Source organism: Streptomyces sp. NBC_01298 (assembly GCF_035978755.1).
Lineage (GTDB): Bacteria > Actinomycetota > Actinomycetes > Streptomycetales > Streptomycetaceae > Streptomyces.
The window spans coordinates 1,226,973-1,239,813 of record NZ_CP108414.1; the positions used below are offsets into that span (position 1 = coordinate 1,226,973).

Sequence of the window (12,841 nt, forward strand, 5' to 3'; positions counted from 1 at the left end):
GGAGCCGTGCGGCCCGCGCGGCGGCGGGCGGCGCCGCCGTCACCCTGGGGATCCGCCCCGAACACCTGGACTTCCACGCCGCGCACAGCGACAAGGGCCCGCCCGTCACCTTCTACTCGGTGGAGGAGCTCGGCGCGGACGGCTTCGCGTACGGCCGCGAGGAGGGCCTGCGCGGCAAGACCATCCGGGTCATCCCGCGCCAGGAGGACACCCACCTGTTCCACACGGCGACGGGCGAACGCCTCCCCGACTGACCGCGCCCGCTCCCCGAGCCCGCTCGCCGCCACGAGAGCCCCGGACAGGTCACCGACCGGTCCGGGGCTCCCCCGTCCGCAGTTCCGAAATTTTTATTGCGCAAATTCTGCTTCAGATCTACTGTTCCCGCATGCGACCGAAGCGCGCCCCCGAGCGGATCACCGACCTGTCCCGGCTGAAGGCGTTCACGCACCCCCTGCGCATGCAGCTCTACCGGCTGCTGTACGCCGCCGGCTCGGCCACCGCGTCCCAGCTGGCCGAGCAGGTCGACCAGGCCCCGTCGCTGGTCAGTTACCACCTGCGCAAGCTGGCCGAGCACGGCTTCGTGACCGAGGCGAGCGGCCGGGGCGCCGACGGCCGCGAGCGGTGGTGGCAGGTGGCGTCCGACGAGGGCTGGGGCTTCCGCGACTCGGACTTCGCGCAGACGCCCGAAGGGGCCGCCGCCGTCGACGCGGTGACCCGCGGCATCCTCGACAACCGCACCGCGCAGTACCGCGCGTACCTGGACCAGACCGGCACGTGGGGCCCGCAATGGACCGACGCCGCGTTCACCTCCGAATGGATGCTCGAGCTGACCCCCGTCGAACTCGCCGAGATGAGCGCCGAGTTCGAGGCGCTCACCCGGCGCTGGCGGGAGCGCGGCAAGGCCGCCCGGGCGGACGGTGACACCGAGGACCGCGAGCACGTGTCCGTGCACCTCTACGGGTTCCCGTTCCGGCTCTGACGGAGCCGTATCCCCGGCCGTATTCCGAGCCGCACCCCAGCCGTATCCCGAACCGTCTCCCGAACCGCGTACCCGAGCCCTGTCCCGCGCGCGTCCCGAGCCATTGGAGCCTGCCTTGGCCACCGCAGAGAGAGCCCTGTCCGGATGCGCCGCCGTGCCCGCCCACCGCGACGGCAACGTGCTGCGCTGGCTCGCCGCGTACACCGCTTCCCTCGTCGGCGACAACGTGTACTTCATCGCCCTGGCCTGGTCCGCGCAGAAGTCCGCCGGTCCCGCCGAGGTCGGCCTCATCATGGCCGCCGGGGCGCTGCCCCGGGCCCTGCTGATGCTGGGCGGAGGCGTGGTGGCCGACCGGTTCGATCCCCGCCGCGTCCTGCTCGGCAGCGACGCGCTGCGCTGCGTCCTGCTCCTGTCGGTGGCCGCCGCCGTCGCCCTGACCGTACCGGCCTTGTGGCTCCTGGTCGGCGTGGCCCTGGTCTTCGGCGCGGTCGACGCCCTGTTCATACCCGCGATCGGAGCGCTCCCGCCGCGGATCACCAGCGCCGATCAGCTCACCCGCGTCACCGGCATGCGCTCCCTGTCCATGCGCCTCGGTCAGATCGCGAGCCCTCCTCTCGGCGGCCTGGCCATGGGACTCGGTGGCCCCACGGCCGCCTTCACCGTCGCGGGCCTCCTCTTCGCGCTGTCCCTGCCGCTCCTGATGACGGTGCGCATGCGGCCCGTCGGCGCGCGCGAGGAGACCCCGGCGGAACCGGGCACCGCGTGGAAGGACCTGCTCGACGGCCTGCGCTACATCCGCCATCACCGCCTCATCGGCCCGCTCGTCGCCGCCGGCGCGGTCTGCGAGCTCGGCCTCACGGGCACGCTCAATGTCGGCATGGTGCTGCTCAACGCGGAGCGCGGGTGGGGAGCTTCCGGCTACGGCTGGATCGTCGGCGGCTTCGGCGCGGGAGCTGCCGCCAGCGCGGCGCTGCTCGCACTCCTCGGCCGGCTGCCCCGCGCCGGCCTGGTGCTCTCCGGGACCCTGCTGATGGGCTGCGCGGGCGCGGCCACCATCGCGCTGGTGCCGGCCCTCTGGATCGCCGTGGTGCTCGCGGGGGCCGTGGGGCTGGGCGCGGGCGTCTTCGGCAGCCTGAACAACTCCCTGATACAGACCGCGGCGAACCCCGCGTACCTCGGCCGGGTCACCTCCGTCCTCATGCTCACCATGGTCGGGCTCGCGCCCCTCAGCTACCCGCTCGTCGGCGCCGCCATCGGAGCCTGGGGCTCCGCCCCGGTCTTCGTCGGCTGCGGCGCCTTCGGCAGCCTGGGCGTGGCCATCGCCCTGTCCTCCGGCGCCGTGCGGCGCGCCGAACTGCCGCGATTGGCGCCGGGCAAGGCCGCGTAGGGCCCGTCGGCCGGGGCCCGTCGGCCTTCGTGCGCGCGCTAGGGCCTGTCGTCAAACTCCCGCCTGCCGCGCGGCGTCCGGTGCGCGCTCTCGGCGTGCCGGGCGGAAAGCCGCGTACTGGACGTACCCGGCCTTCCGCCCGGTACGGCGAGAGCGCGTGCCGGGCGTCGCGCGGCAGGCGGGAGTTTGACGACAGGCCCTAGCCCTGTACGGGAACCACCGCCACCGGGCACAGGGCGTGCAGGAGCACCGCGTTGGAGACCGAGCCCATCAGCAGGGAGTTGGCCCGCAGGCGGCGGCGGTGGCGGCCCACCACGATGAGTTCGGCCCGCTGGGAGGCGGTGACCAGGCGGCCGGCCGGGTCGCCGGGCGCGACGACCGCTTCGACGGTGACGTCGGGGTAGTGCCTGGTCAGGTACGGCTGGAGGCGCGTGCGCTGGTTCTCGGCGAGTTCCCGGGCCGTCTCCGTGGCCTCCGCGCCCGCGGTGCCCGGCGGATAGCCGCCGCCGCGCTCCGCGACGAGGGAACCGACCAGGGTGAGCGAGGACAGCGGGACCAGGTGCGTGGAGACGACCTGGAGCACCGCGCCCCGGCGGCGGGCCTCCGCGAAGGCGAAGTCGACGACGTCCTCGGAGGTCTCGTCGGGTGCCAGGCCCAGGACGATCCTCCGTTCGCCGCCCGGGTCCCGGCCCGGGTCCCGAACCGGCGCCTGCCCCGCGGCCTCCTGCGTGACGAGCCGCGCGGTGTGCGGGACGACCACGACCGGGCAGGGCGACTGGGCCGCGCACACCCGGCTGTTGGAGCCGAGCAGCAGGCTGGCGAAGCCGCCGAGCCCGCGCGAGCCCATGACCAGGAGCTGCGCTCCCGCCGCGAGTTCGATCAGGGTGGCGGAGGGGGTTCCGTCGCGGGAGACGCAGGTGACGGGCGGCAGGTCGGCCCGCCCCGCCAGCCGCTCCCGCACCGCTTCCAGTACCGGATCGCCCTGCCCGCCGGGCGGCGGCGCGAGGGCCTCACCGTGGGCGTGGATCCGCGGGGCGTCGGGCCGTACGTGGGCCACGTAGAGCTCCGCCCCGCGCGTGCGCGCGGTGTCGAGGGCCCAGTCCAGGGTCCTCAGGCTGTGTTCCGAGCCGTCCACCGCGGCCAGGACGGGGCGGGCGGGGGCGGCAGTGGCCGAGTTGGTCTGCATGCCTCCACCCTCCGGCGGGGCGGGACCGGCGGGCAGGGGCCGAAGGCCCTATTTCACGCGGTAGTCGGCCTTCTCCGCGAGCTTGCCGTCCTTGTAGCAGAAGCGCAGCACCGTATCGCCGTTCCCGGCGTCGGACAGGTACCAGGAGCACTGGCTGCCGGCGGGCACGGCGGGGCCGCCGTCCTTGAGGGCCGAGGTGACGAAGCTTTCGCCCGAGGGCAGCTTGGCGCGGACCTCGGCCTCCGAATCGCCCACGCTCACGGCCTCGTACACCTTCTGGTCGACGAGGGTCTTCTCGGCCACGTCCATGACCTTGCCCACCCCGAACAGCAGCGCCACGAGCAGTCCGATCCCCAGCACCCCGGCCACCACACCGCCGATCAGGCATCCATTGCGTCGCGCCACGTCGAACTCCTCGTCCCTCTGCGTTCCTCTGTCTGCTTGTCCTCCCGACTCTCGCAAGCGGGGTCGGCCGCCGCTGTTCTCCAAAGTCTCGGGACCGCGCAACGATCGTCGTTCGAGGTCGGACCGGGTGCGGCGTGTATACAGGGATGAGAACGATCATTCGGACGAAACGCTTGAAACGTGAGGACCCAACGTGAGCCAGAACACCGAGCCTCTGATCGTCGTCGGCGTGGACGGTTCGAACCACTCGAAGCAGGCCCTGCGCTGGGGCGTGGCCCAGGCGAAGGCCATCGGCGGCCGCGTGCACGCCGTGATGAGCTGGGAGTGGAACACCAACCCCTTCGGCGTCAGCCCGGCCGAGCAGACCGAGCTCGTCCACGCCGAGGACGCGGCCCGGCAGAAGCTCGCCGATACCGTGGCGGAGGCGGTCGGCACCTCGCCGGGCGTGCCGGTCTTCCGCCGGGTGGAGCAGGGCTCGCCCGCGCGGGTGCTGGTGGAGGCCTCGAAGGAGGCGGCGCTGACGGTCGTCGGCACCCGCGGCTACGGCGGCATCAAGGGTGCGCTGCTGGGCTCGGTGAGCCAGCAGGTGGTGCAGTACGCGGCCAGCACGGTCGTCGTGGTCCGCGAGGACGGCTCCGCCTGAGGCACCGCGGCCGGGGGCCCGGAGGGGCCGCGGCCCGGGGTCCGGAGGGGCCGCGGCCCGGGATCCGCTCGGCGGCGGACCCCGGGGGCGTCTTGCCGATCAGGCCGGCGCCGCGCCCAGGTCCGCCGGGTCGGTGTTGGCCCCGCAGAGCACCACGGCGACCCGCTCGCCGAGCGGCCCGGACGCGGTGCGTACGGCCGCCAGGGCGGTCGCCGCGCCGGCTTCGACGACGATGCGGTGCTCGTCCCAGAGCGCGCGCCGGGCGGCGGTGATCGCCGAGTCCGGGACCAGGACGGACGCGGCGTTCGGCTGCCGCACGGCGGTCAGCGCGTCCGCGGAGACCCGGGTGGCTCCGAGCGAGTCGGAGGCCACCGAGTCCACCGGGACGTCCACGGGCCGGCCGGCTTCGAGGGCCGCGTTCAGGGCCCGGCAGTTCTCCGGCTCGGCCGCGACGACCCGTATGCCGTGTTCCCGCGCGGCGGTCGCGATGCCGGCGAACAGCCCGCCGCCGCCGACCGCGACGACGACCGTGTCCAGGCCGGGCAGGGCGGTGCGGATCTCGTCGAGCAGGGTCCCGGCGCCCGCGGCGATCAGCGGATGGTCGTACGCGTGGCTGCTCAGCGCCCCGCTCCCGGCGGCGAACTCCCGGCATGCGGCGAGCGCTTCGGCGTACCGGTCGCCGACGAGCCGTACGTCGGCCCCGTAGCCGCGCAGTCGCTCCACCTTCACGCGCGGGGCCGTGGCCGGCAGGAACACGGTGGCGGGCACGCCCTCGGCGCGGGCGGCCCAGGCACAGGCGAGCCCGGCGTTGCCGCCGGAGGCGATGGTGACCCCGGCGCCGGTGAGGCTGCCGGCGGCGCGGTGGGCGGCGAGGAAGTTGCGGGCTCCGCGCGCCTTGAAGGAGCCGGTGTGCTGGAGGTACTCCAGGGCGTACGAGATCCCTGCGCCCGCCGGTATCACCGTGACGGGCCGCACGGCCCCGGCGATCCGGGCGGCGGCGGCGCGCACGGCGCCGTAGTCGAGAGGCACCGCGTCGAGCTGCACTGGGTCGAGCTGCACCGCGTCGAGCTGCTGTTCCATGATCCCGTACTCCTGTCGTTCGGACATCTCGTCAGGCCCCCGCGGGCCGGTTCGCCTCGATCAGCTGCCGCAGGGCTCCGTAGTACACCTCGTGGTCGGTCAGCGCGGGCAGTACGTCGGCCAGCCCGCCCGAGAGCACGGGGAACTCGGCGGGGTCCAGGGCGGCCAGCGCCCCGCGCGAGGCGGCGGTGGCGGCGGCCGGGTCCCGGTGGTCGACGAAGGCCGCGCTGCCCAGGGTCAGCAGGTACATCCGCCGGTACGCGGTCATCGCCTCGGCGGGGTTCATCCCGGCGGCCACGCTGTCGGCGAGCGCCGGTTCCACGAGCCGCGCGAGCAGCTGCCGGCCGAGCCAGGGGCGGCCGCCGCGCAGGATCATCAGCCCGGGGTGGGCCGCGAGGAGCCGGTAGAGGGCGCTGAACCGCCGCTCGGTGGCTTCGGCCCAGCCCACCGCGGCCGGGATCTCGGGCAGCTGCGCGGCGAGGTGCTCGGTGCAGAGGTCGAGCAGGCCGGCGAGGTCGGTGCACCGGCGCTGGACGGTGGCGTGCGAGACGTCGAGCCGCTCGGCGAGCGCGCGGAAGCTGAGCGCGGCGGGCCCCTGCTCGTCGAGGATCCGCAGGGCGGCGGCGGCGATCGCCGCGGGTGTGGCACGGTCCAGGGCCGCTGATCTTCTGGGCATGGGATACAGCGTATCAGCCACTGTCACAGCCGCCGTAACGAACGGCGTACCGTACGTCGTATCACCCTCCTCCCGCGCACTCGACTACACCCATATTGCTGGTCATTGATCAATAACCCCCGACTTATGTTGACAGCGGGTAGTCACACCGCTGCACTGAGCCCTCGACAGCCCCCACGTCAAGGAGACTCCGTGCCGCCTCGCCTGCGTGCGTCGCTCCCCTGTCTGACCGCGGCCGCCCTGCTCGCCCTCGCGCTCTGCCCCGCCCCCGCGACGGCCGAGCCCCACGCGACGTCGGACACTCCGCTCGCGCTCACTCCGCCCATGGGCTGGAACAACTGGGCGCACTACATGTGCGACATCGACGAGGCCAAGGTCGTGGCGAACGCGGACGCGCTCGTGACCACCGGCCTGGCAGCCAAGGGCTACGACACCGTCACCATCGACGACTGCTGGATGACCAAGAGCCGTGACGCGGACGGCGATCTGGTCGTCGACACGCAGAAGTTCCCGCACGGGATGGCCTGGCTCGGCGCGTACCTGCACGCCAGGAAGCTGAAGTTCGGCATCTACCAGGACGCCGGCTCCCTCACCTGCGAGCGCTACCCCGGCAGCGGCTCCCCCGAGGGCGGCGGCCCCGACCACTACGCCCGCGACGCCCGGCAGTTCGCCTCCTGGAAGGTGGACTACGTCAAGATGGACGGCTGCAACCTCTGGGTGCCGGAGGGCAAGACCAAGGAACAGGCCTACCGGGACGCCTACAACTCCGTGGCCAGGGCGCTGCGCGGCAGCGGCCGGGACATGGCGCTGTCCGCCTCGGCGCCCGCCTACTTCCAGCAGGGCGAGTGGGGCGGATCCGACTGGCACAAGGTGATCGACTGGGCCGGCGAGACCGGCCAGCTGTGGCGCGAGGGCCGGGACATCAAGGTCTACAAGCCGACCGCCCCGAACACCTCGCGCTGGAGCTCGGTCATGGGCAACTACGGCTACAACCGCTGGCTCGGCCGGTACGCAGGCCCCGGCAACTGGAACGACCCCGACTTCCTGATCGCCGGCGCCCCCGGGCTCACCGCGGCGGAGAGCCGCAGCCAGGTCGGCCTGTGGGCCATGATGGCCGCGCCGTTCATCCTGTCCTCGCAGGTCTCCGAACTCTCCGCGGACGGGCTCGCCGCCCTCGGCAACACCGATCTGATCGCGCTGGACCAGGACCCGATGGGCCGCCAGGGCGCGGTGGTCTCCTCGAACGCCACCTTCGACATCCTGGTGCGGCCGCTGGCGAACGGGGACCGCGCGGTCGCCGTCCTCAACCGGTCCGGCGCCGCCCGCGACATCCGCGTACCGCTCGAGGAGCTCGGGCTGGACTCCTGCACCGTCGAGTCGAAGAACCTGTGGAACGGTGAGACCCGCGAGCTGTCCGACACCCTGACCGGAACGCTGGCCGCGCACGACACGGGCGTCTGGCGGCTCACCCCGCGCCCCGGCTGCGCCGAGGCCGTCCCGACCGGGCAGATCGCCGGCCGGGGCTCCGGTACGAGCGCCGCCTGCGCCGACGGGGCGAACACCACCGGCGTCGGCGCCGTCGTGATGGCCGCCTGTACGGGCGCACCCGACCAGCGCTGGACCCTGGGCCGGGACGGCGGCCTGCGCCAGGCCGGCGCCTGCCTGTCGGCGGGCGAGGAGGGCCTCGTGGAGCTGGCCGACTGCTCGGGCGACCGGCGCCACCACGAGCCGGGGCAAAGCTGGACCCCCCGCCGCGACGGCGCCCTGGTCGAGGACGCGAGCGGACTCTGCCTGACGGCGCCCGCCCCCGCGGCGGCCCCGGTCGAACCGGGCACCCCCGCCGAGCGGCTGCGGCTGACGCCCTGCGGCGACCACCAGGTCGACCAGGCGTGGGCCCTGCCGGTCTGACGGCCCGCCCATGGGGAAGCCGACGAGGCACCAGACGAGGAAGCATCCACCCACCGAGCCGAGCGAGCCGGCCGCAGCGCCTGAGCCGGCGGAGCCGACGGAAACAAGGACGACGCGCATGCCGGTCCCCCTCACACGACGCGGCCGGGCCGCCGCCCGGCGGGCGCGCCGCCGGATCACCCTGGCCGCGCTGCCCGCGGCCCTGTTCACCCTGACCGTCACCGGGGCGGCCCCCGGGGCGACGGCTCCGGCCGCAGGGACGGCGGCCCCCGGGGCGGCGGCTCCCGGGACGGCGGCCCCCGCCGTGGGGGCGGCGGCTCCCGCGGCCCAGTCCCCCGCGGCGGCGCCCGCGCCCCGGCCGCGGGCCTTCGACACCGCCCCCGCCCGGGCCTCCCTGCAGCGGCTGCTGCCGCGCCACGCGGGGCAGTTCACGCTGGTGCCCGACCCGGGATCCGGGCCCGACACCTTTACCGTGTCCGGCACCGCCGGCGCGATCACCGTCCGGGGATCCACCGGCGCCACGCTGCTCACCGGGGTCGGCTGGTACCTCCAGCACGTCGCCGGAGCCGACATCGGCTGGCCCGGAGACAGCATCGGCCTGCTGCCCGCCGAGCTGCCGGCGGTATCCTCGCCGGTCACCCGCAGCGCGCACGTGGCGCACCGGTACGCGCTGAACGACACCGACGACGGGTACAGCGGCCCGTACCGCACCTTCGAGGAACACCAGCGGCAGATCGACCTGCTCGCCCTGCACGGCATGAACGAGGTGTTCGTCCAGGTCGGCGCCGAGTACCCGTACTACAAGGCGCTCCAGCGGTTCGGCTACAGCGCCGAGGAGCTGCGGGAGTGGATCCCGGGTCCCGGTCACCAGAGCTGGTGGCTGCTGCAGAACCTGAGCGGCTTCGGCGGCCCGGTGTCCGAGGAACTGATGCGCGGCCGCGCCGAATTGGGCGGCAGGATCGCCGAGCAGCTGCGCGGTCTCGGCATGACCCCGGTCCTGCCGGGCTACTTCGGGACGGTGCCGCCGGCCTTCGCCGGTCGCAACCCCGGCGCGATCACGGTCCCGCAGGGCGACTGGGCGGGCTTCGACCGGCCCGACTGGCTGGACCCGATGTCGCCGCCCTTCGCCAAGCTGGCCGCCGCGTACTACGAGGAGCAGCGCGCGGTGTTCGGGGACAGCACGATGTACCGGATGAGCCCGCTGCACGAGGGCGGCCAGACCGGTTCGGTGGACGTGAAGTCGGCCGCCGGGGCGGTGCAGCAGGCTCTGTGGGCGGCGCATCCGGGCGCCCTGTGGGCGGTGCTGGGCTGGCAGGACGATCCGACCAAGGAGCTGCTGGCCGGGGTGGACACCTCGAAGCTGCTGATCCTGGACGGGCTCTCCGACCGGTACAACCGGCTGGACCGCGAGACCCGTTGGGGCGGGACCTCGTACGCCATCGGCTCGATCTACAACTTCGGCGGGCACACGACGATCGGCGCGAACACCTCGGTGTGGATCGACCGCTTCCAGTCCTGGCGGGCGAAGCCCGACAGCGCGCTGAAGGGCATCGCCTACCTGCCCGAGGCCACCGGCACCAATCCGGCGGCCTTCGACCTCTTCACCGACCTCGCGTGGGAGCCCGGCCCCGTCGACCAGCGCAAGTGGTTCGCGGACTTCGCGGCCCGCCGGTACGGGGCCCCGGACGCCCGGGCCGCCGCGGCCTGGGAGGAGCTGCGCACGGGCCCGTACAGCACCTCTTCGGGGCTGTGGTCGGAGTCCCAGGACAGCCTGTTCGCCGCCCGGCCGAGCCTGACGGCCGTGGGGTCGGCCTACTGGAGCCCCAAGGCGATGCGGTACCAGGCGGGTTCGGTGCGCCGGGCCCTGGACCACCTGCTCAAGGTGGATCCCCGGCTCCGCGGCTCCAGCGCCTACCGCTTCGACCTGGTGGACACCGCCCGGCAGGCCCTCGCCAACCACTCGCGGGTGCTGCTGCCCCGGATCAAGGCGGCCTACGAGGCCCAGGACCTGGCCCTGTTCCGCGAACTGACCGCCGACTGGTCCCAGCGGGAGCGGCAGTTGGACGCGCTCGTCGGATCCGATCCGAACTTCCTGCTCGGTTCCTGGCTGTCGGCGGCCCGCGCGCACGGCGGGGACGAGGCCGAGCGGGACCGGTACGAGTACGACGCCCGCTCGCTCCTCAGCGTGTGGGGGCGGCAGAGCACCAGCGAGGGCGGCTTCCTGCACGACTACGCGAACCGTGAATGGAGCGGTCTGGTCAGCGAGTTGTACGCGCGGCGCTGGTCCTCCTACTTCACCTCGCTGGAGGAGGCCCTGGTGCGGCGCGCCGCACCGAGGGCGATCGACTGGCACGCCTTCGAGGACGACTGGGCCAAGCTCACCACCCGCCATCCGACGCGGCCGACCGGTGACCCGTACGTCCTGGCGAGCGGCATCGCCGCCACCCTTCCGGCCGTCAACTGACGTACGCCCCGTGGGAGGTGGGGATCGGCCGATGGAACGGCGCTCACCCTCCGGGGGGAGGCCGCCCACCCGCCCGGGGGACAACCGGGCCGACCGGCCGACGCTCTAGCGCGGCACCGGGTTCACTGAAGGACACTGCCGGAAACGGATCAGGGGCGGTCACCGGAGCCATCCTCCGGTGACCGCCCCTTCCGACGCCCGCCATCGCCGGAAGGACGCCCGCCATGTCCGAGACCGACCCGCACCGCGTCTCCGCGACGCTGGAGCTGCTGGCGCTCCTCACCGGTGGCGCCCCCGCGCCTGCCGCAGCGTCCGCCACCGCGCCTGCCGACCCGCCCATCGGCCGGTTAGGGCCGCCCGCGGACCGGGAGCAGCAGCTTCGCCGCCGCTCCGCGCTGCGGGCACGGCTCACCGACGGGATCGTGGAACTGCGCAAGCGCCGGCCGTCGGAGGCACCCTGGTAGGTGGGGGTTCCATCCCACCGAGCGGGGCGGACGGTGACTCCGCATGATCCGAACGAAAGCGGGTCGGGCCGGCGCCGGAGGGCCGGGCCGGTACGCGCTCGGTGCCGTCGGCGGACTGCTCGCCGCCTTCGCCGGGCTGGCCCTGGCCCAGCTGGTCGCGGCGGCCGTCCGGCCCGAGGCGGCCCCGCTCACCGCCGTCGGCGGGGCCGTGGTCGACGGCACCCCGGCCGCCGTCAAGGAGTGGGCGATCCGCAGCTTCGGCACGGACGACAAGCTGGTCCTGACCCTGGGCGTCGGCGCCGTGCTGGCCGCCGCGGCGATCGCGGCCGGGCTGCTCGCCGTACGCCGCCCGGCCGCGGGCACGGCGCTCGCGGCCGCCTTCGGCGTGCTCGGCGCGGCGGCCGCGCTCGGCCGGCCGGAGGCGGCCCGGCCGGACGCCCTGCCCTCGCTGGTGGGCGGGTGCGCGGCCGCCGGAGTGCTGTACCTGCTGGTCAGAGCCATCCCGCGGCCCCGCCCGCGGGCCTCGGGAGCCGGCCCGCCCGGCGCCCTGGACCGCCGCGGCTTCGGCCGCCTCGCCGTCGCCGTCCTGGCCCTGTCGGCCGGAGCCGGGTACGCCGGGCGGCGGCTCGGCGCCTTCGGGGACGCGGGGGCCACGGCCTCGCGGGCCGGGCTCGTCCTTCCGCCGCCCGCCGCGGCGGCCCCGCCGGTCCCGGCCGGATCGGACCTGCGGATCCCCGGAGCCACCCGGTTCATCACGCCCGTCCGGGAGTTCTACCGGGTGGACACCGCCTTGGTGATCCCGCGCGTGGACGCCGGCACCTGGCGGCTGACCGTGCGCGGGGAGGGGGTCTCCAGGCCCCTCACCCTCGGCCTGCGGGAGCTGCTCGCCCGGCCCCTGGTCGAGCACGACGCCACCTTGACCTGCGTGTCGAACGAGGTCGGCGGCCCGTACGCGGGCACGGCCCGCTGGCTCGGCGTGCGCCTCGCCGATCTGCTCCGCGAGGCGGGGGTTCGGCCGCCCTCACAGGGCGGCCGCGCCGACCAGCTCGTGGCCCGCTCGGTGGACGGGATGACCCTCGGCACCCCCGTCGAGACCGTGATGGACGGCCGGGAGGCGCTGCTGGTGGTGGGCATGAACGGCGAACCGCTCCCCTTCCGGCACGGTTTCCCCGTACGGATGATCGTGCCGGGCCTGTACGGGTACGTCTCCGCGTGCAAGTGGCTGCGCGAGCTCCGGCTCACCACCTTCGCCGCGTACGACGCGTACTGGGTGCGCAGGTCCTGGGCGCAGCGGGCCCCGGTCAAGACCCAGTCGCGCATCGACACCCCGCGCCCCTCCGCCGAGGTCGCGGCGGGCCGGGTGGCCGTCGCCGGGGTGGCGTGGGCGCCGCACCGGGGCATCGCGCGGGTCGAGGTACGGGCGGACGCGGGTCCGTGGCGGGAGGCCCGGCTCGGGGCGGCGGACGGGAACGACACCTGGCGCCAGTGGGTGTGGCCCTGGGAGGCGGCTCCGGGCGGGCACACCCTGGAGGTCCGCGCCACGGACGGCGCCGGCGCCGTACAGACGGGGGAACGCGCCGGGACCCTCCCCGACGGCGCCACCGGATGGCACGCGGTGACCGTCCGGGTCCGGGGCTAGGTCGGGCCTG

General features: G+C 74.7%; 12 protein-coding genes. 8 read left to right on the forward strand and 4 right to left on the reverse strand.

Annotated features, from left to right (window positions below):
* Positions 1–119: 119 nt before the first annotated feature.
* The 3 genes from OG730_RS05615 to OG730_RS05625 all read left to right on the forward strand — a co-directional run bounded on the left by OG730_RS05615 (position 120) and on the right by OG730_RS05625 (position 2,366).
* Complete coding sequence (locus OG730_RS05615; RefSeq protein ID WP_327303139.1) at positions 120–254, forward strand: hypothetical protein; 135 nt, start codon at positions 120–122, stop codon at positions 252–254.
* A gap of 131 nt (positions 255–385) precedes the next feature.
* On the forward strand, positions 386–979 hold the full coding sequence (locus OG730_RS05620) for an ArsR/SmtB family transcription factor (RefSeq protein ID WP_327303140.1): 594 nt from the start codon (positions 386–388) through the stop codon (positions 977–979).
* A 115-nt stretch (positions 980–1,094) separates the two neighbouring features.
* The gene (locus OG730_RS05625) at positions 1,095–2,366 is read left to right on the forward strand and encodes an MFS transporter (protein WP_327303141.1); all 1,272 of its coding nucleotides are present in this window, start codon (positions 1,095–1,097) and stop codon (positions 2,364–2,366) included.
* A 199-nt stretch (positions 2,367–2,565) separates the two neighbouring features.
* Here the strand turns inward: OG730_RS05625 and OG730_RS05630 are convergent, their stop codons facing one another.
* Entirely contained in the window at positions 2,566–3,552 is a 987-nt protein-coding gene (locus OG730_RS05630; protein ID WP_327303142.1) for a universal stress protein, read from the reverse strand.
* Positions 3,553–3,600: 48 nt separating this feature from the next.
* Positions 3,601–3,957 (reverse strand): hypothetical protein, encoded by a 357-nt coding sequence (locus OG730_RS05635; protein ID WP_327303143.1) that lies wholly within the window; start codon positions 3,955–3,957, stop codon positions 3,601–3,603.
* Positions 3,958–4,150: 193 nt separating this feature from the next.
* Here OG730_RS05635 and OG730_RS05640 point away from each other — a divergent pair, with 193 nt between their 5' ends.
* Positions 4,151–4,600 carry a universal stress protein gene (locus OG730_RS05640; protein ID WP_327303144.1) on the forward strand — a complete coding sequence of 150 codons (450 nt, stop codon included), beginning with the start codon at positions 4,151–4,153 and terminating at the stop codon, positions 4,598–4,600.
* A gap of 99 nt (positions 4,601–4,699) precedes the next feature.
* Here the strand turns inward: OG730_RS05640 and OG730_RS05645 are convergent, their stop codons facing one another.
* Together OG730_RS05645 and OG730_RS05650 are read right to left on the reverse strand one after the other, a co-directional pair.
* Positions 4,700–5,680, reverse strand: a complete 981-nt coding sequence (locus OG730_RS05645) for a serine/threonine dehydratase (RefSeq protein ID WP_327309156.1) — start codon at positions 5,678–5,680, stop codon at positions 4,700–4,702.
* 31 nt (positions 5,681–5,711) lie between these two features.
* Entirely contained in the window at positions 5,712–6,356 is a 645-nt protein-coding gene (locus OG730_RS05650) for a TetR/AcrR family transcriptional regulator (protein ID WP_327303145.1), read from the reverse strand.
* Between the two features lie 192 nt (positions 6,357–6,548).
* On the opposite strand from OG730_RS05650, the gene OG730_RS05655 reads away from it, so the two are divergent.
* The 4 genes from OG730_RS05655 (at position 6,549) to OG730_RS05670 (ending at position 12,831) form a co-directional block, all read left to right on the forward strand.
* The gene (locus OG730_RS05655; protein WP_327303146.1) at positions 6,549–8,264 is read left to right on the forward strand and encodes a ricin-type beta-trefoil lectin domain protein; all 1,716 of its coding nucleotides are present in this window, start codon (positions 6,549–6,551) and stop codon (positions 8,262–8,264) included.
* 118 nt (positions 8,265–8,382) lie between these two features.
* Positions 8,383–10,728, forward strand: coding sequence for an alpha-N-acetylglucosaminidase (locus OG730_RS05660; RefSeq protein ID WP_327303147.1), 2,346 nt, complete (start codon positions 8,383–8,385; stop codon positions 10,726–10,728).
* A gap of 224 nt (positions 10,729–10,952) precedes the next feature.
* Positions 10,953–11,192: a hypothetical protein gene (locus tag OG730_RS05665; protein WP_327303148.1), complete on the forward strand. Its 240-nt coding sequence runs from the start codon at positions 10,953–10,955 to the stop codon at positions 11,190–11,192.
* A 43-nt stretch (positions 11,193–11,235) separates the two neighbouring features.
* On the forward strand, positions 11,236–12,831 hold the full coding sequence (locus OG730_RS05670; RefSeq protein ID WP_327303149.1) for a molybdopterin-dependent oxidoreductase: 1,596 nt from the start codon (positions 11,236–11,238) through the stop codon (positions 12,829–12,831).
* The last annotated feature ends 10 nt before the right edge of the window (positions 12,832–12,841 follow it).

Coding starts and splice junctions, on each gene's coding strand:
- OG730_RS05650 (WP_327303145.1), bottom strand. CDS start 6,356: ATGCCCAGAAGATCAGCGGCCCTGGACCGTGCCACACCCGCGGCGATC.
- OG730_RS05670 (WP_327303149.1), top strand. CDS start 11,236: ATGATCCGAACGAAAGCGGGTCGGGCCGGCGCCGGAGGGCCGGGCCGG.
- OG730_RS05665 (WP_327303148.1), top strand. CDS start 10,953: ATGTCCGAGACCGACCCGCACCGCGTCTCCGCGACGCTGGAGCTGCTG.
- OG730_RS05660 (WP_327303147.1), top strand. CDS start 8,383: ATGCCGGTCCCCCTCACACGACGCGGCCGGGCCGCCGCCCGGCGGGCG.
- OG730_RS05620 (WP_327303140.1), top strand. CDS start 386: ATGCGACCGAAGCGCGCCCCCGAGCGGATCACCGACCTGTCCCGGCTG.
- OG730_RS05645 (WP_327309156.1), bottom strand. CDS start 5,680: ATGGAACAGCAGCTCGACGCGGTGCAGCTCGACCCAGTGCAGCTCGAC.
- OG730_RS05630 (WP_327303142.1), bottom strand. CDS start 3,552: ATGCAGACCAACTCGGCCACTGCCGCCCCCGCCCGCCCCGTCCTGGCC.